13 protein-coding genes and 2 pseudogenes are annotated in these 18,025 nt (G+C 69.6%); 4 read left to right on the top strand and 11 right to left on the bottom strand.

The window, feature by feature from the left end; genetic code table 11:
- Positions 1-7 precede the first annotated feature (7 nt).
- From QM699_RS08070 to QM699_RS08050, 5 genes and pseudogenes are all read right to left on the bottom strand, one after another.
- On the bottom strand, positions 8-1,612 hold the full coding sequence (locus QM699_RS08070; protein WP_415012714.1) for a dipeptide ABC transporter ATP-binding protein: 1,605 nt from the start codon (positions 1,610-1,612) through the stop codon (positions 8-10).
- The gene (locus QM699_RS08065) at positions 1,609-2,529 is read right to left on the bottom strand and encodes an ABC transporter permease (RefSeq protein ID WP_415012713.1); all 921 of its coding nucleotides are present in this window, start codon (positions 2,527-2,529) and stop codon (positions 1,609-1,611) included. The genes QM699_RS08070 and QM699_RS08065 overlap by 4 nt, the downstream gene beginning before the upstream one ends.
- A gap of 190 nt (positions 2,530-2,719) precedes the next feature.
- Positions 2,720-3,136 (bottom strand): annotated as a pseudogene (locus tag QM699_RS08060) (ABC transporter permease); the annotation flags it as partial.
- 434 nt (positions 3,137-3,570) lie between these two features.
- A complete protein-coding gene (locus QM699_RS08055) occupies positions 3,571-4,257 on the bottom strand; it encodes an ABC transporter substrate-binding protein (RefSeq protein ID WP_415010648.1) in 687 nt (228 codons plus the stop codon).
- A 94-nt stretch (positions 4,258-4,351) separates the two neighbouring features.
- Positions 4,352-4,918 (bottom strand): annotated as a pseudogene (locus QM699_RS08050) (ABC transporter substrate-binding protein); the annotation flags it as partial.
- Positions 4,919-5,356: 438 nt separating this feature from the next.
- Between QM699_RS08050 and QM699_RS08045 the strand changes: the two are divergent.
- Entirely contained in the window at positions 5,357-6,529 is a 1,173-nt protein-coding gene (locus tag QM699_RS08045) for a sialidase family protein (protein ID WP_415010647.1), read from the top strand.
- A gap of 89 nt (positions 6,530-6,618) precedes the next feature.
- Positions 6,619-7,803: an acyl-CoA dehydrogenase gene (locus QM699_RS08040; RefSeq protein WP_415010646.1), complete on the top strand. Its 1,185-nt coding sequence runs from the start codon at positions 6,619-6,621 to the stop codon at positions 7,801-7,803.
- A 44-nt stretch (positions 7,804-7,847) separates the two neighbouring features.
- Here the strand turns inward: QM699_RS08040 and QM699_RS08035 are convergent, their stop codons facing one another.
- From QM699_RS08035 to QM699_RS08010, 6 genes are all read right to left on the bottom strand, one after another.
- Positions 7,848-8,909: an ABC transporter ATP-binding protein gene (locus QM699_RS08035; RefSeq protein WP_415010645.1), complete on the bottom strand. Its 1,062-nt coding sequence runs from the start codon at positions 8,907-8,909 to the stop codon at positions 7,848-7,850.
- A gap of 4 nt (positions 8,910-8,913) precedes the next feature.
- Positions 8,914-9,738 carry a carbohydrate ABC transporter permease gene (locus QM699_RS08030; protein WP_415010644.1) on the bottom strand — a complete coding sequence of 275 codons (825 nt, stop codon included), beginning with the start codon at positions 9,736-9,738 and terminating at the stop codon, positions 8,914-8,916.
- Positions 9,738-10,658: a carbohydrate ABC transporter permease gene (locus tag QM699_RS08025; RefSeq protein WP_415010643.1), complete on the bottom strand. Its 921-nt coding sequence runs from the start codon at positions 10,656-10,658 to the stop codon at positions 9,738-9,740. The genes QM699_RS08030 and QM699_RS08025 overlap by 1 nt, the downstream gene beginning before the upstream one ends.
- Positions 10,659-10,804: 146 nt before the next feature.
- Positions 10,805-12,073: an ABC transporter substrate-binding protein gene (locus QM699_RS08020; protein WP_415010642.1), complete on the bottom strand. Its 1,269-nt coding sequence runs from the start codon at positions 12,071-12,073 to the stop codon at positions 10,805-10,807.
- A gap of 20 nt (positions 12,074-12,093) precedes the next feature.
- Complete coding sequence (locus QM699_RS08015; RefSeq protein WP_415010641.1) at positions 12,094-13,260, bottom strand: PLP-dependent transferase; 1,167 nt, start codon at positions 13,258-13,260, stop codon at positions 12,094-12,096.
- Positions 13,257-13,979, bottom strand: coding sequence for a FadR/GntR family transcriptional regulator (locus QM699_RS08010; protein WP_415010640.1), 723 nt, complete (start codon positions 13,977-13,979; stop codon positions 13,257-13,259). Before QM699_RS08010 ends, QM699_RS08015 begins: the two co-directional genes overlap by 4 nt.
- 472 nt (positions 13,980-14,451) lie before the next feature.
- On the opposite strand from QM699_RS08010, the gene QM699_RS08005 reads away from it, so the two are divergent.
- Together QM699_RS08005 and QM699_RS08000 are read left to right on the top strand one after the other, a co-directional pair.
- On the top strand, positions 14,452-17,004 hold the full coding sequence (locus tag QM699_RS08005) for an ATP-binding cassette domain-containing protein (protein ID WP_415010639.1): 2,553 nt from the start codon (positions 14,452-14,454) through the stop codon (positions 17,002-17,004).
- Positions 17,001-17,987, top strand: a complete 987-nt coding sequence (locus QM699_RS08000; protein WP_415010638.1) for an ABC transporter permease — start codon at positions 17,001-17,003, stop codon at positions 17,985-17,987. Before QM699_RS08005 ends, QM699_RS08000 begins: the two co-directional genes overlap by 4 nt.
- The last annotated feature ends 38 nt before the right edge of the window (positions 17,988-18,025 follow it).

The raw sequence follows: 18,025 nt of genomic DNA, 5'->3' as shown, positions 1-18,025 counted from the left end.
GATCTCCTCAGGCGACGGCGAGGCGGCGGGCCTTCTGGACCTCGGGATCGGGGTCGAGACCGGCGGCGAGCAGGCGGCGGGTGTAGGGCTGGACGGGGCGCTCGAAGATGTCGCGGACGGTGCCGGTCTCGATGACGCGGCCCTTTTCCATGACGAGGACATGATCGGCGAAGTCGCGGACCACCGGCAGGTCGTGGGCGATGAAGATGAAGGCGAGCCCGAGCTGTCGCTTGAGGTTGGCGAGCAGCTCGATGACCTGGGCCTGGATCGAGACGTCGAGGGCGGAGACGGCCTCGTCGGCGATGATGAGCTCGGGCTCCAGCGCCAGCGCCCGGGCGATGGCGATGCGCTGGCGCTGGCCGCCGGAGAACTGGTGCGGGTAGCGGCTGGCGTGCTCGGGCTGCAGGCCGACCTGGGCGAGCAGCTCGGCGACGCGGGCGCGCCATTTCGGCTTCGGCAGGATCTCGGGGTGGATGACCCACGCCTCGGAGATGATCTGGAAGATCGACATGCGGGGGTTCAGGGACTGGGTGGGATCCTGAAAGATCATCTGGATCTCGCGGCGCATGGCGTAGAGCTCGCGCGGCGGCATGGCGAAGAGGTCGCGTCCCTTCCAGAGCGCGCGGCCGCCGTCGGGCTCGATCAGGCGGCAGATCGCCTTGGCCACCGTGGACTTGCCCGAGCCGCTTTCGCCGACCACGGCGAGGACTTCGCCCTTCTGCAGCTGGAACGAGACCTGGTTCAGGGCCTTGAAGGTGCCGTAGGTCTTGGTCGCGCGTTCGACCCGGAGGATCGGCTCGGCGCCGCCGACGGGCGTGTTCATCTCGCCCTTGCCCGGGGCGGCGGCGATCAGCTTGCGGGTGTAGGGATGCCTGGCGTGGTGATAGATCTCCGAGGGCGTGCCGGCCTCGACGATCTCGCCTCCGTTCATCACCACCGCGCGGTCGGCGATCTCGGCCACCACGCCGAGGTCGTGGGTGATGAGCACGAGGCCCATGCCCATCTCGCGCTGCAACGCCTTGAGCAGGCGCAGCACCTCGGCCTGCACCGTCACGTCCAGCGCCGTCGTCGGCTCGTCGGCGATGATGATGTCGGGCTTCATCGCGAGCGCCATGGCGATCATGATGCGCTGGCGCTGGCCGCCGGAGAACTGGTGCGGGTACTTGTCGAGGGACGCCTCGGGCTCGGGGATGCCGACGCGGGCCATCAGGTCGAGCGCGCGGCCGGCCGCCTCGGCCCGGGAGACGCCGTGCACCTCCATCACCTCGCGCAGCTGCCAGCCGACCGACCAGACCGGATTCAGGTGGCTGAGCGGATCCTGAAAGATCATCGCGATCCGCTTGCCGTTGATCGCCCGGCGCTCGGCTGCGCTGGCCTTGAGCAGGTCGCGGCCGTCGAAGAGGATCTGGCCGGACGTGATCTCGCCCGGCGGGCAGTCGATCAGGTCGAGGATGGCCGAGGACGAGACGGACTTGCCCGACCCGCTCTCGCCGAGGATGGCGAGGGTCTCGCCGCGGTCGACGTGCCAGCTCACGCCCTTGACGGCATCGACGGTGCCGTGCGCGGTGTGGAAGCGAACCGACAGGTCGCGGACCTCGAGCAGATGGGTCATTTGCGGCCGGCCTTTCGACTGATCTCGAGCCGCCACCGCTGCGCCGGATCGAGGGCGATGCGGAGCCAGCCGGAGAGGAGGTTGAGCGAGAGGGTGGTGAGGATGATCGCGAGGCCGGGCCAGAACGCAAGCCACCAGGCGTTGGCGAGGTACTGCTTGCCCTGCGCGACCATCAGGCCCCAGGTGATTTCCGGCGGCTGGATGCCGATGCCGAGGAACGAGAGCGCGCTCTCGGCCAGCATGACGAAGGCGAAGTCGAGGGTGGCGATCGTCACCAGCGTCGGGACCACCATCGGCAGGATGTGGCGGAGCACGATGCGGGTCGGCGAGGCGCCCATCACCTGCGCCGCCTGCACGAACATGCGCTCGCGGACCTCCAGCACCTCGGCGCGGGTGGTGCGCAGGTAGACCGGAATGCGGGTGATCGCGAGGACGAGGATGACGTTCCCGACCGAAGGCGACAGCATGTAGAGCACCAGCACCGCGAGGAGCAGCGAGGGGAACGACATGATGACGTCGGCGAGCCGCATGATGACGGTGCCGGCCCACTTCGGGCCATAGCCGGCGATGAGGCCGAGCCCGGCGCCGAGGGTGGCCGACAGGGCGACTGCGCCGGCGGCGATCAGCATCGTGTTCTGCGCCGCGACGATGATGCGGGCGAGGAGCGGCCGGCCGAGGGCGTCGGCCCCGAGCACCATGAGCCAGCCCTGCTTCAGCGAGAACGGCGGCAGGTTGCGCCCGCGCAGGTTCTGCTTCGTCGCCGCCTCCGAGAGGAGGGCCGGACCGAAGATGGCGCAGAGCAGCACGACGAACAGGAACAGGACGGCGGCGGTGGCGAACTTGTCGCGCCACAGCATCGCGGCGACGGTGCGCAGGCGCCCCCGCTCGGCGGGATGGGTGAGGGTGGCAATGGCCATCGGTCAGGTCCGGATCCGGGGATCGAGCAGCGCATAGGCGAGGTCGATCAGCAGGTTCATGAGGAAGATGGCGAGCGCCGTAACCATGATGGCGGCGAGGATGACGTTGAAGTCGCGGGTCAGGATCGAGTTCGATCATCAGCTTCCCGACGCCGGGAAAGCCGAAGATCGTCTCCACCACCACCGCGCCGTTCAGCAGCGCCGCCGCCTGGTCGCCGATCACGGTGACGACCGGCAGCATGGCGTTGCGGAGCGTGTGGACGAAGATGATCGAGCGGTTGGAGACGCCCTTGGCGCGGGCGGTCTTGACGTAGGCCGAGCCGAACGCCTGGACCATCGAGCCGCGCACGACCTGCAGGATCAGGCCGAAGGGCCGGATGAAGAGCACGGCGATCGGCAGGATCCAGTGCCAGACCGTGCCGGTGCCCGACGTGGGCAGCCAGCCGAGGCCGATCGAGAACACGGTGATCCCGACGACGGCGATCCAGAAGTCGGGGGCCGAGGCGCCGATCAGCGAGGTGAAGGTGACGATCCGGTCGAAGACCCCGCCCGGGCGGAAGGCCGCGAGCGAGCCGATGGCGATGGCGGCGCTGGTGACGAGCGCCATGGTGATGAGGGCGAGCCAGAGCGTCCAGACGAACGCCTCGAGCACCACGTCGATCGCCGGGCGCGCCTGCCGCAGGCTGTCGCCGAAATCGAGGTGCAGGACGTCCCACACATAGCGGCCGAACTGCACGATCAGCGGGTCGTTCAGCCCGTGCAGCTCGCGGAACTGGTCGATCATCTGCGGCGTGGCGTCGATCGGCAGGAACAGTGCCGCCGGATCGCCGGTCAGGCGCGACAGGAAGAAGACCATCACGAGCAGGAGGACGAGCGAAGCGAGGCTCGACAGGATACGCGAGGCGTATCTGGGCATGATCTCTCTCCGACGGTTGCCGATGGCTCGAAAGGGGAGGCGGCGCTGCCGCCTCCCGCCCTGGGGAGCGGGGAGGCGCCGCCTCCCGTCCTCAATCGGGGAGGCGTCGCCGCCTCCCGCGCGCCTCACTTGAAGGCGATGTCGGCCAGCTCGAGCTGCGAGTTGGTCGCGATCGTCGGCGTGAAGGCGATCTTGTCGCCGACGCGGGCGAAGCTGACCATGTGGAACAGCAGCACGTCCGGCACCACGTCGTCGTGCAGGTAGGCGAACAGCTTCTGCCAGTCCTGCGTGCGCTCGTCGCCCGTGGCGGCCGAGGCGGCGGCGATCATCTCGTCGACCTTCGGATCGCTGATGCCCGACTGCTTGCCCTTCGAGTCGTACTTGAAGAACATCGAGAACACCGGGTCGCCCTTGCTGTTGTCATGGCTGACGAGCAGCAGCTGCGGCGGGCGGCCTTCCTTGAAGGGCTTGGAATACAGCTCTTCCTGCTGCGCGACCTCGACCATCTGCAGGTCGACGTTGAAGCCGACGTCCTGAAGCATCTGCTGCACCGCCTCGGCCACTTCGGTCACGCCGGGGAAGAGGTTGGAGCGGCCGATGATGTGCAGCTTGGTGTCGACGGGCACGCCGTCGGCCTTGGCCTCGGCAATCAGCGCCTTGGCCTTGTCCGGGTCGTAGGGATATTCCTTGACGTCCGGGTTCCAGCCGAGGGTGGTCGGCGGCACCATGGCGACGGCCGGCACAGTTCCCTCGGGCAGCAGCGTGCCGACGAAGGCGTCGCGGTCGATCGCCATGTTGAGCGCCTCGCGCACGCGCTTGTCGCCGATCGGCGCGACGGCCGAGTTCGAGCCGCAGGTAGAGCGTTTCGGAGTTGAGGTAGGAGACATCGGTCGCCGGGTTGGTCGCATCGACCGCCGAGATCACGGGCGCGAGGTCGGCCTCGCCCTTTTCCACCATGGCCGCGGCGACGGCGGGGTCGCTGCGGAAGACGTAGGTGGCCTTTTCCACCGCCGGCTTCTCGCCCCAGTAGTCGTCCCGGCGCTCGAGCACCACGGACTGGCCCTGCGTCCAGGACGCGAGCTTGTAGGGGCCGGTGCCGACCGGCTCGCGGACGAACTCGAGCGGGGTCTCGGACGGGACGATGGTGACGAGCGACAGCAGCAGCGGCAGGATCGGCTGCGCCGGGCTGGCGGTGATGTCGATGGTGTGGTCGTCGACGACGTTGAACGTGAGCTTGGTGTCGCCGAAGTAGCGCGGCGTCTCGCAGGTCATCTTGTCGCTCAGCGCGCGCTCGAAGGACGCCTTGACGTCGGTGGCGTCGAAGGCCGAGCCGTCCGAGAAGGTGACGCCCTTGCGCAGGTTGAAGCGCCACGTGCCGTTGCCCTGGTCGGTCCACGACTCCGCGAGGCGGGGCCGGACGCCGGCGCCGGTCTTGACGTCGAACTGGGTCAGCGTCTCGTTGACGTTTTCCATGATGATGCGGCCGATGTTCGACCGCGTGGCCATGCACGGCTCGACGAGATCAATGTCCTCGCCAAGGACGATGGTGACTGCCTTGTCCTGCGCAAAGGCCGGCGCGAACGGCAGCAGCGCCAGCGCCGAGGACAGCAGCAGAGTGGTGCGCCTCATCCCATTTCCTCCCTGCGGGGGCCGATGTTGTGCCCGCCGGCGGCCTGATGCCGCCCGATGCCCCCGGATGTGCGCGAAGGTGTCAGCCGGACGCTTTCCTGTCAACATGATAAGTTTAGGGGCGAGTATTTTTGCTCGCGCCCTGACGGGCGGCATATCAAGATGCTGATATAGTGTAGATATTATCGTTTTTTCGGCGACTGGCGGCCCATATCTCAACTTGACAAGCTTCGGAGAGTTGTCCATCTGGGCCGGAACGACAGTGCTGGAGGAGGCTTGAGCATGACCCCGGAAGACATCGCCGCGCGGATGGACGGACGAATCGCCGAGGCCGGCACGGGCCGGGCCGAGGCGTTCCTCGCCTCGCCGGTCGTGCACAACCATGCGGCGTTCCTGCAGTGGCTGCCGGACGGCACGCTGGCCTGCGCCTGGTTCGGCGGCACGCTGGAGGGGCGCTCGGACATCTTCGTGCATCTCGCGACGCTCGCCCCGGGCGCCGCGACGTGGAGCCCGGCCGACCGGGTTTCGGACGATCCCGACCGTTCCGAGCAGAACCCGGTGATCTTCACCGACCCGGCGACCGGCGCGCCCGGTCTCTTCCACACCGCCCAGCCCGGCGGCCGGCAGGAGGCGTGCGTCGTCCGCCACCGGCCGCTGCTGCGCGGGACGGACGGGGTGCGGTCGGGGGCGGCGCGCACGCTGGACCTGCCGCAGGGCAGCTTCGTGCGGGCGCAGGTGACGCTGCGCGACGACGGCGCCTGGATGCTGCCGCTGTTCCTCTGCCGCACCTCGCCGGGTGCGCGGTGGACGGGCAGCCATGACGTCGCCGCGGTGGCGACCAGCACCGACGCGGGCGCGGCCTGGGAGCTGGTCGAGGTGCCGCAGTCGACGGGCTGCGTCCACATGACGCTCGTGCCGCTCGGCGGCGGGCGGATCGCGGCGTTCTTTCGCCGCCGGCAGGCGGATTTCGTCTACCGCAGCGAAAGCGTCGATGGCGGGCGGAGCTGGTCGGTGCCGGAGCCGACCGACGTGCCCAACAACAACTCGTCGATCGCCGCCATCGCGCTTGCCGACGGCCGGGTGGCGCTGCTCTGCAATCCGGTCAGCGCGGCGCAGTCGGGCGCGCGGCGGGAGTCGCTCTACGACGAGCTTGGCGAGGGCGATGATGGTCGCGCCGACCCCGCGGGCGGCGTGCCGGCGATCTGGGGCGTGCCGCGCGCGCCGCTGACGCTCTGTCTCTCGACCGACGGCGGGCGCAGCTTCCCGGCGCGGCGCATCGTCGAGGACGGCCCCGGCACGTGCCTTTCCAACAACGCCCTCGACGGCAACAACCGGGAACTGTCGTATCCGGCGATGATCGAGGCGCCGGACGGCACCCTGCACCTCGCCTTCACCTTCCATCGCCGCGCCATCAAGCACGTGGTCCTGGACCCGGGCTGGGTCGCCGCGATCTGAGGTCCGTGGTCTGTCCCCGCGCCGGCGCGCCTCTGGCGCGCGGCGCCGGCTTCCTGTACGCGCCAGAGGCGCGGCCGGAGGAGACGACAATGGCAGACAAGACCGCCTTTTCCTGGGACGACCCGCTGCTTCTGGAAGACGCGCTCACCGGGGAGGAGCGCATGATGCGCGATGCCGCCTGCGCCTATGCGCAGGACCGGCTGGCCCCGCGGGTGCGCGAGGCGTTCCGCACCGAGTACACCGATCCAGAGATCTTCCGCGAGATGGGCGCGCTCGGCCTGCTGGGCGTCACCATTCCAGAAACCTATGGCGGCATCGGCGCGGGCTATGTGGCGTACGGCCTGATCGCCCGCGAGGTCGAGCGGGTCGACTCGGGGTATCGCTCGATGATGAGCGTGCAGTCCTCGCTCGTCATGTATCCGATCCACGCCTACGGCTCGGAGGCGCAGCGGCAGACGTATCTGCCGAAGCTCGCGGCGGGCGAGTCGATCGGCTGCTTCGGCCTGACCGAGCCGGACGCGGGCTCGGATCCCGGCAGCATGAAGACGCGCGCGGTTCGGATCGACGGCGGCTATCGGCTGACCGGCACGAAGATGTGGATCACCAACAGCCCGATCGCCGATGTCCTCGTCGTCTGGGCGAAGTCCGAGGCCCACGGCGGCCGGATCCGCGGCTTCGTACTCGAGCGCGGCATGGCGGGCCTGTCGACGCCGAAGATCGAGGGCAAGCTGTCCCTGCGGGCGTCCGTCACCGGCGAGATCGTCCTCGACGGCGTGGAGGTCGGCGAGGATGCGCTGCTGCCCGGGGCCGAGGGACTGGCCGGGCCGTTCGGCTGTCTCAACCGGGCGCGCTACGGCATTGCCTGGGGGGTGATGGGCGCCGCGGAGGCGTGCTGGCACGCCGCGCGCCAGTATGGCCTCGACCGCCGCCAGTTCGGCCGGCCGCTGGCCCAGACCCAGCTGTTCCAGCGCAAGCTCGCCGACATGCAGACCGAAATCACCCTCGGCCTGCACGCCGTGCTGCGGGTCGGGCGGCTGTTCGAGGCGGGGCGCATGGCGCCGGAGATGATCTCGCTCGTCAAGCGCAACAACTGCGGCAAGGCGCTCGACATCGCGCGCATGGCCCGCGACATGCACGGCGGCAACGGCATCTCCGACGCCTTCCCGGTGATGCGTCACATGCTCAACCTCGAGACGGTCAACACCTACGAGGGCGCGCACGACGTCCACAGCCTGCTTCTCGGCCGCGCCCAGACGGGCCTGCAGGCGTTCTGAGGTCCATCCGGGACGCAGCGGTGACGCGGCCCGCCGGGCCGCGCTCAGTCGATGCGCGCGCCGTCTGCGCCGAACAGGTGCAGATGGGCGGGCGGGAGGCTGAGATAGAGGCTGGCGGCGGGCGTCAGGTTGGCGCGGTCGTGGGTGAGCAGGCGGAGGCTCTGGTCCTGCACGCCGAGGTGCAGGATGATGCCGTGTCCGGTCGGCTCGACGAGATCGAGCGTGGCCGGCAGCCCGGCGGGCGCGAGCGCCATGTGCTCGGGCCGGATGCCGAGGGTGACGGGCGCGCCCTGGGCGAGCGGTGCGGCGCGACCGAGCGGGATGGCCGCGCCGTCGGCGAGGCGCACGGCGCGCGCCTCCGCGTCCCAGGTGCCGGGCAGGAAGTTCATGCCGGGCGAGCCGATGAAGCCCGCGACGAACAGGTTCGCCGGGCGGTCGTAGAGTTCCAGCGGGCTGCCCACCTGCTGGATGATGCCACCGTGCATGGCGACGATCCGGTCGGCGAGGGTCATTGCCTCGACCTGATCGTGGGTGACGTAGATCGAGGTGGCGCCGAGTCCGGCGTGCAGCTTGCGGATCTCGGCGCGCATCTGCTCGCGCAGGCGGGCGTCGAGGTTCGAGAGCGGCTCGTCGAACAGGAACGCCTTCGGCGCGCGGACGATGGCGCGGCCCATGGCGACGCGCTGGCGCTGGCCGCCGGAGAGCGCCTTGGGCTTGCGCCCGAGGAAGGCGTCGAGGCCGAGCTTGGCCGAGGCGCCGCGCAGCTTGTCCGCGATGGCGTCCTTCGGCGTCCGGCGCAGGCGCAGGGCATAGGTCATGTTGTCGGCGACGGTCATGTGCGGGTAGAGCGCGTAGCTCTGGAACACCATGGCGATGTCGCGGGCCTTCGGCGCCACGTCGTTCACCACCCGCCCGTCGATCGCCACGGTGCCGGCGGTGATCGCCTCCAGCCCCGCGATCATGCGGAGCAGCGTGGACTTGCCGCAGCCCGAGGGGCCGACGAGGACGATGAACTCGCCGTCCGCGATCGAGAGGTCGATGTCGGTCAGCACCGGCGCGTGGCCGCCATAGGCCTTCGAGACGGCGCGGATGTCGATCTTGGCCATGGGTTTATCCCTTCACGGCGCCGGCGGTCAGGCCCTGGACGAGATACCGCTGGATGAGGAGGAAGAAGAGGCAGGCGGGGATGAGCGCGAGCACGCCGGCCGCCATCATCTGGCCGAAATCGACCGAGAACTTGGAGACGAAGGAGAGGAGGCCGACCGGGAAGGTCGCCTTCTCGTTCGACGAGATCAGCATGAGCGCGAAGATCATTTCCGACCAGGCGGCGGTGAAGACGAAGCCGAGGGTGGCGGCGACGCCGGGCAGGGTGAGTGGCAGGATGATGTGGCGGAAGGCGGTGAAGCGCGACGCGCCGTCGATCATCGCCGCCTCCTCCAGATCGCGCGGGATGCCGTCGAAGAAGGACTGCATCAGGAAGCAGGCGAAGGGCACGTTGAAGGCGACGTAGACGATGACAAGGCCGGTCAGCGAGTTGGTGAGGCCGAGCGGCGCGAGGAGCTTGAAGATCGGCGCCACCAGCATGACGAGCGGGAACATCTGGGTGACGAGGAGCAGGCCCGACACCGCGAGCTTGCCGCGGAAGGTGAAGCGCGACAGCGCGTATCCGGCGAGGCCCGCGAGCGCGGTGGCGAGGGCGGCGGTGCTGGCCGAGACGATCAGGCTGTTGCGGAAGAACCGCGGGAAGTCCGAGTGGGTGAGCACGAAGGCGAAATGGTCGAAGGTGATCCGCGAGGGCCAGAGGCGCACGCCCTCGGAATAGAGCAGGTCGTTCGGGGTGAGCGAGACCTTCACCAGCCAGAACAGCGGGAAGAGCGCGAAGGCGATGTAGACGAGGATCGCGGCGCGGTGGGAGAGGGTGCCGAGCAGGCGCATCACTTGTCCCCGTCGATCAGGCGCTGGCGGATCAGCAGGATCAGCAGCGCATAGGTGAGCAGGAGGACGAGGAGCACCAGCGAAATGGCGGAGGCATAGCCGAAATCGAGCTTCTTGAACGCCTGGGTGAAGATGTAGCTCGCCACCGTCTGCGTCCGGTCGGCCGGGCCGCCGCCGGTCATCACGACGATGAGGTCGGTGAAGTTCGCGACCCAGACGGTGCGCAGAAGGACGGTGATGGCGATCACCGGCGCGAGGAAGGGCAGCGTGATCGAGCGGAAGCGTTGCAGGGGGCCGGCGCCGTCGATCTGGGCCGCCTCGTAGAGGTCGGCGGGGATCGACTGGAGGGCCGCGAGGAGCGTGATCGCGAAGAAGGGGATCCCCCACCAGACGGCGGCGGTGATCGGCCCCCAGAGCGCGAGGTTCGGGTCGGCGAGGATGTTGCTCGGCTCGGGCAGCAGGCCGAGGGCGTAGAGCCAGTGCGGGATCGGGCCGATCGTCGGGTTGAAGAGCCAGGCCCAGTTGAGGCCGGCCAGGAAGGTCGGCACCGCCCAGGGCAGGAAGACGAGCGCCTGCGCGAGGCCGCGGCCGCGGAACGGCACGTCGAGGAGCAGCGCGAGGATCAGGCCGAAGACGAGCTGGAGCAGGACGGTGAGGAAGGTCCAGGTGACGGTGTTGCGGAGCGCGCCGAGAAAGGCGTCGTCGGAGGCGAGCGCCCGGAAATGGTCGAGCCCGATGAAGCCGCCGGAGAACGGGTTCAGGATCTGCACGTCGCGGAAGGCGTAGGAGATGCCGACGGCGAGGGGGATCAGCATCACCGCGAGGATGATGAGCAGCGACGGGGCGGTGTAGAGCCAGGGCTCGAGCCCGTCGCCGAGGCGGCGGAGGAAGGGGCGGGAGGGTGCGGGGGTGGCGGGCACGGGCGGGGCTCTCACGAGGGGCACGGCGCGGGGCGCGCGGGGCGGCGCATCCGATCCTGCGATTGGGATGGAGGAGAAAACGTCCTGCTTTTCAGGGGCGGGTCAGGCCATCGCGCGCCGGGAGTCCGGCGCGCGCGGGGAGGCGGCTACTTCGCGAGGAACTTCGCCTCGGACTTGGTCAGGTAGTCGGCCCACTCGGTCGCGAGGTCTTCCGGAGTGATTTCGCCGAGGAGCGCCTTCTGGCCGGAGGAGATCGCCATGCTGTCCTTGAAGAAGGCGAATTCCTCAAGGTCGGTCGGCATGATCGTCGGCACCACGTTCGGGTCGGCAAGCTCGGCGAACCAGCCCTTGAAGGCGTCGCTCTGGTAGAAGGGGTCCTGCTCGGCCGACTTCAGCGCCGGCAGGGCGCCGGTCATCTTGTTCCACGGCACGTTGCCCTCGGGCCCTTCGAGCGTGGAGATGAGCTTCCAGGCCAGATCCTTGTGCTCGCTCGGCTCCATCATCGACCAGCCGGCATAGCCGATGGTCGGGAAGGCCTTGCCCGACGGGCCCTTGGGGAAGGTGGTCACGCCGTACTGTTCGGGCTTCATCCGCTCGGCGATGGCGATCAGCGCGTCGGGATCCTGATCGAGGAAGGCGCACTGGCCGGAATAGAAGCCGGCGACGATCTCGTTGAAGCCCCAGTTCACGCTGTCCTTGGGCGCGAGGCCGTCCTTGTAGAGGTTGATGTACCACTCGAGGCCCTTCTTCCAGCCCTCGCTGTCGAAGGTCGACTTGCCGTCCTTGTCGAAGAAGGCGTTATCGCCGGCCATGGTGGCGGAGAACATCACCCAGCCGTTCAGGCCGCCGGGGCCGCCGCGCATGCAGTAGCCGGCCTTGCCCGGCAGGGCGGAGACCTTCTTGGCCGCCGCGGCAAATTCGTCGAGCGTGGTCGGCACCGCCTCGACGCCCGCCTCCTTCAGCAGGTCCTTGTTGTAGAACATCGCCCGCAGGTAGAAGCCGTAGGGCAGCATCACCGGGGTGTCGCCGACCTTGCCGAGGGTGACGGCGCGGTCCGAGAGGTCGGACGTATGCTCCCAGTCCTTGAGGTAGGGGGTCAGGTCCGCCAGCAGGTGGTTGTTGGCGTAGAGCGAGACCCAGGTGTCGGGCATCTCCACCACGTCCGGCACGTCGCCCGCCGAGACCATCGTGGCGAATTTCTGGAAGGCCTCCGACCAGGGCAGCGAGATGATCTCGACCTTGGTGCCCGGGTTCGCGGCCTCGAACTGGCCGACGATGCCCTTCAGCGTCTCGGTGCGGGCCGGGCTGGTGATGACCTCGACGAGTTTCAGGGTGGTGTCGGCAGCTGCCGGACCGGCGAGGAGCACGGCCCCAAGAGCCGAAAGGGCGGCGGCGGAGGCGAGCAGGCGGTTCATCTTCTTCTCCCTGTTGATCGTCAGACGTTTGCGGCGGCAAGAGCGGCGTCGAGGTCGGACCACAGGGCCTCGGTGCCCTCCAGCCCGACGTGCAGGCGCACCGAGCGCGGGCTGATGCCGAATTCGTGGGCGGAGTTGGGCCGGGCCTTCTGCTCCAGCACCACCGCGCCCGGCACGACGAGGCTCTCGTGCCCGCCCCAGCTCACCCCGAGCTTGAAGAGGCGGAGCGCGTTGCAGAAGGCGCGGACATCCACGCCCGGGTGGAATTCGAAGGAAAACAGGCCCGAGGTGCCGCGCAGGCCCGGCGGCAGGGGGGCGAGCCCCGGGTGGTTCACCACCGCCACCTCCGGCCGCGCGGCGAGGCGCCTGGCGATCTCCAGCGCCGACGCCTGATGCGCGGCCATGCGCAGCGGCAGGGTGCGCAGGCCGCGGACGAGCAGCCAGGCGTCGAAGGGCGCGAGCCGGCCGCCGACATAGGGGTACATCTCGCCGCGCAGCCGGTCGATCAGCGCCTTGGAGCCGGCGGTGACGCCCGCGACCACGTCGCTGTGCCCGCTGATGTATTTCGAGGCGGAATGGACGACGAGATCCACCCCGAGAGCGAGCGGGTTCTGGAAGAGCGGCGTCGCCCAGCTGTTGTCGATGACCGACAGCGCCCCCTCGGCCTTTGCCAGCGCCGCGAGGGCCGGCACGTCGAGCGCCTCCATCTGCCAGCTCGTCGGGCTTTCGAGATAGAGGAGCCGTGCGCCGGGCAGGGCGGCGGCGACCGCCGCCGGGTCGCGGCCGTCGACATAGCTCACCTTGATCCCCATCCGCAGCAGCAGCGTGCCGAACAGGCGGAAGGCGTCCGGGTAGACGTTGCGCACCGCGACCATCCGGTCGCCGGGGGCGAGGAAGGAGAGGGTGGCGGCCGAGATCGCCGCCATGCCGCTGGCGAAGCCGAGCGCGTCCTCGGCGCCTTCCAGCGCCGCGATCTTTTCCTCGAAGAACCGCACGGTGGGGTTCAGGCCACGGCTGTAGGTCGGCCGCGTGATCTCGCCGCGATAGGCCGCCAGCATCTCCTCATAGCTCTCGAAGGTGAAGAGCGAGGTCTGGGCGATGGGCGGCACGACGGCGGAGAAGGCGTGCGTCTCGTCGTGGGCGAGCGCGAGGCGGGCGGCGTCGATCGGGTCGGGGAAGGCGGTCATCGGCTCATGTCTCGGATGTCCTCCTCGACGATATCGAGGATGGCGCGGGTGTGCTGGGCGGCGGCGGCGGGGTCGCCGTCGCGGATGGCGTCGAAGAGCATGCGGTGGAACGGGAAGGAGCGGGCGGCGAAGTCGGGCCGGTCGAAGGGCTTTGCCCAGAAGCGCTCGAACAGCTCGCGCAGCTGCTCCAGCACCTGGCGGAACAGCGGGTTGCCGCTGGCGTCGTAGATCGTGAGGTGGAAGGCGAGGTCGGCTTCGCCCGAGGTGCCCTCGCGGTGGTGGGTGCGCTCCATCTCGTCGAGCGCCGCCTCCATGCGGACGAGATCCTCGGGCGTTCGGCGGCGCGCGGCGGCGGCCGCCGCCTCGATCTCGATGCCGCGGCGCACCTCCAGCGTCAGTTGCAGCCCGTCGGCGAGGTCGTGGGCGTCGACCGAAAGCGGCAGGTGCACGGTCCGCGCCGAGACCGGCTTGAGGATATAGGTGCCGCTGCCGATGCGGGTTTCCAGCACGCCGAGGGCGGAGAGCTGGCTGACCGCCTCGCGGATCGAGGAGCGACCGACGCCGAGCGCGGCCATCAGCTCACGTTCGGGCGGCAGGCGGTCGCCGGGGGTGAGGCGGGCGGTCTCGATATGTGCCGACAGCACCTCCGCCACCTGCCGCGCCCGCCCGATCGGGGGCAGGGCGAGCAGGGCGGCGGATGGCGGCGCGGTTCGGGTCACGCGATCTCTCCCAAGCGTGAAGTCATCAGACGTCAGACCAAATTAGAATGCAAGGAATTTCTTGCCGACGTCGAATGCCCTCGCCTCAAGGCGCCAGACTCCCGCCGGGCTTTGCGTGTGGGCAACAGGGGTGTAGCCGTAATGGCGTGCGCCGCCCGCCGATCGCGGGCGGGAGTCGGTTATGCGACTTATGTGCAATCTATTTATCAAAAGTGCCTTGACAAGAATCGCTGCCTGGAGGCTTCTCTCGGAAAACGCGAGGCATCGCAGCTGATCGCCATCCGTGGTGCGGATGGGGCGCCGCCCGAGCGATGGGTTGTCCGGCGCTGTGGTTGCACGGTTGGTGCGGCCGCGCCGCGGCGACCCGTCACGCGGTGGTCCGAGGTCGGGGCGAAACATGTGGCTGCCGCACCGGCAGCCCGCCGTCGCCGGATAGAAGCCGCCTGCCGAGGTGGCGCGGGAGGAAGGACACGTGTTCGATCACGCCGCGGCGGATGCCGCAGAGACCATCCGCCTGAGCGGGGCGACGAAGACGTTCGGCGGCACCACGGCCCTGCGCGAGGTGAGCTTCGGCCTCCGGCCCGGCGAGGTGCTGGCGCTGCTCGGCGAGAACGGGGCGGGCAAGAGCACCTGCGTCAAGCTGCTCGCCGGGGTCTACCAGCCGACCGCGGGCAGTGTCGTGCTCGATGGCAAGCCGGTGCAGTTCGCCTCGCCGCTCGACGCCCAGCATGCCGGCATCGCGGTCATGCACCAGCATCCCGGCCTCTTTCCCGACCTGAGCGTGGTCGAGAACGTGTTCATGGGGCACATGCGCCGGACCGCGCTCGGCGGGCTCGACCATGCGGCGATGGCGCAGGAGGCCGGGGCCGTCCTCGCCTCGATCGGGTTGCAGATCGACGTGGAGGCAAAGCTCGGCCGGCTCCGCACCTCGGAGCAGCAGCTGGTCGAGATCGCCCGCGCGCTCACCCGCAAGGCCCGTGTCCTCATCATGGACGAGCCGACCGCGGCGCTTTCGCAGCGCGAGGTCGAGCGGCTGTTCGAGGTGGTGGAGCGGCTGCGTGGCCAGGGCGTCGCGATGATGTTCGTCGGCCACCGGATGGACGAGATCTTCCGCGTCGCCGACCGGATCGCGGTGCTGCGCGACGGGCATCTGGTCGGGGTGGAGCCGGCCGCCGCGCTGTCGCGGGACAAGGCCATCTCGATGATGGTCGGCCGCGAGCTGTCCTTTCTCTATCCCCAGCGCGAGGCGGAGCCCGGCGAGGTCCTGCTCCAGGTGGAGGGCCTGACGCGCGAGGGCGAGTTCGAGGGGGTGAGCTTCGAGGTGCGGCGCGGCGAGATCGTCGGGCTCGGCGGCCTCGTCGGCAGCGGCCGGACCGAGATCGCCCGCGCGCTCTTCGGGATCACCCGGCCGACCGCCGGCACCATCCGGCTGGCGGGAGAGGCGCGGGTGTTTCACGGCGCCGGCGACGCGATGGACGCCGGCATCGCCTATGTCTCGGAGGATCGCCTCGGGCAGAGCCTGGTGATGGATTTCTCCATCGTCGACAACGCGGCGCTGACCATTCTCGACGAGACGACGACCGCCGGTTTCTCCAGCCCGCGCAAGGTCATCGACATGGTGGGGCCTGCGCTGAAGCGGCTGAAGCTCCGCTTCAAGAGCTACGAGCAGCCGGTGTCCGCGCTCTCGGGCGGCAACCAGCAGAAGGTCGTGCTGGCGAAGTGGCTGGCGACGAAGCCGCGGCTCCTGATCCTCGACGAGCCGACGCAGGGCATCGACGTGCAGTCCAAGGCGGAAGTGCACGCGATGGTCTCGGACCTCGCGGCGCAGGGGATGGCGATCCTCCTCGTCTCGTCGGAGATGCCCGAGCTGATCGGCATGTGCGACCGGATCGTCGTGCTGAGCGAGGGGCGGCAGACCGCCAGCTTCGCCCGCGGCGCGGCGACGCCGGAGGCGGTGCTGCGCGCCGCGACGACGGACCACGCCCCGGTGCCGGTGATGGCGCCGACGGACGATCCCCACGCCGGGGCGCGTCCCGCCGGCGGGTCGCTGGCGCGGCTTCTCGGTCGCCGCGAGTTCGGGCTGTTCGTGGCGATGCTCGCCGTCGTCATCCCGGTCTCGTTCATCAATCCCGCGATGCTGAGCCGGGCCAACCTGACCGCGCTCGCCCTCGACACCAGCCTGCTCGCCATCGCGACGCTGGCGCAGCTCCTCGTGCTCATCACCCGCAACATCGACCTGTCCGTCGCCTCGACCATCGGCCTCGCCGCCTATGGCTCCGCGCTGGTGATGACCCACGATCCCGGCATCGGCATCGCCGCGGGCCTCGCGGCGGGGTGTGGGCTCGGGCTGGCCTGCGGCCTCGTCAACGGGGCGATCGTCGCCTTCGGGCGGGTGCCGGCCATCGTGGTGACGCTCGGCACGATGTCGGTGCTCCGGGGCTTCAACAGCCTCTGGGCCGGGGGCCGGCAGATCAGCGCCGATCAGGTGCCAGATGCCTGGCTCGACTTCTCCGGCGCGCGGGTGGCGGGCATCCCGCTGCTCGTCGTCATCGCCGCCGCCATCCTGATCGTCGCGGCGCTGCTGCTGCGGCGGTCGGAGACCGGGCGCAACCTCTATGCCCTCGGCTCCAATCCCGCCGGCGCTGCGCTGATCGGTATCCCGTCGCGGCGGCTGATCCTGCTCGCCTTCGGCGCCGCGGGCCTGCTGGCGGGGCTGGCCGGGGCGCTCTGGGCCTCGCGCTATGCCACGATCGACGCCCGCGTCGCCTATGGCTACGAGCTGACGGTGATCGCCGCGGCGGTCGTCGGCGGCGTCGCGATCCGGGGCGGGGCGGGGACGGTGACGGGGATCCTGCTCGGTGGCCTCACGCTTCTCGTCATCCGCAACGGCCTGCTGCTCGCGCGGGTCGATCCGCTCTGGTTGCAGGGGGTCTACGGTCTGGTGATCCTCGCCGCGATCGGCATCGACGCCTCGATCACCCACCGGGCCGAGACCCTGCGCAAGCTCACGAGGCGCCGCACATGACCATCACCCGCTGGATCGACCCCTGGAACCTGCTGCTGGCGGTCCTCACCCTCGGCGTGCTCGGCTATGGCGCCGTGGCGGTGCCGAATTTCCTGACCGCCTTCAACCTGTCGCAGCTCTCCGCCGGCATGGCGGAGAAGGCGCTGCTCGTCCTGCCGATGGTGATGCTGATCATCGCCCGCGAGATCGACCTGTCGGTCGCCTCGATCCTCGCGCTGACCAGCGTGGTCTTCGGCCTGCTCGTGCGGGCGGGCATCCCGCTCGGCGCGGCCATGCCGACCGTATTGCTGGCGGGGGCGGCGCTCGGCGCCTTCAACGGGGCTCTCGTCGCCTGGGCGGGGCTGCCCTCGCTCGTGGTGACGCTCGGCACGATGGCGCTGTTCCGGGGGCTCGGCTACATCCTGCTCGGCAGCGGGTCGGTCAACATCTTTCCCGACAGCCTGACGGATTTCGGCATCGACGATGTTCCGGGCACCCGCATTCCGATGGTGATCGTGCCGTTCCTGATCCTCGTTCCGCTCTTCGCGGCGTGGCTGCACTTCCGGCCCTTCGGGCGGCGGGTCTATGCGACGGGCGGCAGTCCGGCTGCCGCGCTCTATTCGGGGATCGCCGTCCGCCGGCTCCAGTTCATCCTCTTCGTGGTGTCGGGCCTCGTCTGTGCCGTCGCCGGCATGGTCTACACGGCGCGGCTCGCCAATGCGCGGGCGAACAACGCGCTCGGGATGGAGCTCGACGTCATCACCATCGTGCTGCTCGGCGGGGTGAGCGTCTGGGGCGGGCGGGGGCGGCTGACCGGGGTGATCTGGGCGCTGGTGCTGGTGGCGCTCCTGCGCAACATCCTCGGCATCAACCAGATCGGTGGCGACGTGCAGAGCATGGTGGTGGGTCTGCTCCTCATCGGCTCGATCCTCGTCAGCAATTCCACGGGCTATCTCGTCGGCTGGCTGCGCAACATCGGCCTGCCGATCCGGGAGAACGGGTAGCCGGGGGTCCGCCAACGCCCCGGCAAACGACAACAGGA

The sequence above is a fragment of the Amaricoccus sp. genome (genome assembly GCF_047602525.1).
Lineage (GTDB): Bacteria > Pseudomonadota > Alphaproteobacteria > Rhodobacterales > Rhodobacteraceae > Amaricoccus.
This window is presented reverse-complemented; position numbering and strand designations above follow the sequence as displayed.